1 pseudogene is annotated in these 671 nt (G+C 63.3%); it reads right to left on the minus strand.

Annotated elements, in window-relative coordinates:
- Positions 1 to 280 (minus strand): annotated as a pseudogene (locus tag EAO75_RS45480) (hypothetical protein); the annotation flags it as partial.
- Positions 281 to 671 lie beyond the last annotated feature (391 nt).

Genomic DNA, 671 nt, shown 5'->3' on the forward strand with positions numbered 1-671 from the left:
CCTGCGGGCTGATCTTGGGGCTCAGTTGCGGGTTGACCTGCGGGGTGACATCGGCGCCGTGGTGGGGCGCCGGCGCCGGCCGGTGCGCGTTCGGCAGGTTGGAGCGCTGCGCGCTGGCCTGCGAGTTGGTCCACGAGGTGGCCTGGAGGTCCTGCTGGCCGGCGGGTGGCGGAACGGAGCCGTACCCGACGGGCACGTCGGCGACGCTGGGGCCGACTCCGATGGCCGACAGACCACTGGCTGCTGCKACGACGAGCGCGRCCTKGTGAAGCTTGCGCATGGAACCTCGGCCCTTCATTGACCTGTGCATGAACGTACGGAAATGCGACTGCGATGACCCATCGCTCTCTCTCCTTGTGCGGAACGAGGCAACTGCGAATCCAGTCACGTGAGTCGGGGCGGGGTCACCCAATTGCCAGAGGGTGTGAAAATCCGATGGATGGCAATGGAGTGACGGAATTACGGATCCCGTGACTTGGCCGAAGAAATGTCGTTGCCAGCTGAGAGAGGGCAGCGGCAGGAAAACAGAGAGAGGCAACGGGATCCGCTGCCGGCTCCGGCGTGAAGTCCACATGACAGCTCAGGCATTACCCCTGTAAGGGCGCAGTACGAATATCAGACTGAGCACACGCAAGACTGCACTGAAATACAACGGATTTCCCTGCACAGGT

Source organism: Streptomyces sp. UW30 (genome assembly GCF_008042075.1).
Taxonomy (GTDB): Bacteria; Actinomycetota; Actinomycetes; order Streptomycetales; family Streptomycetaceae; genus Streptomyces.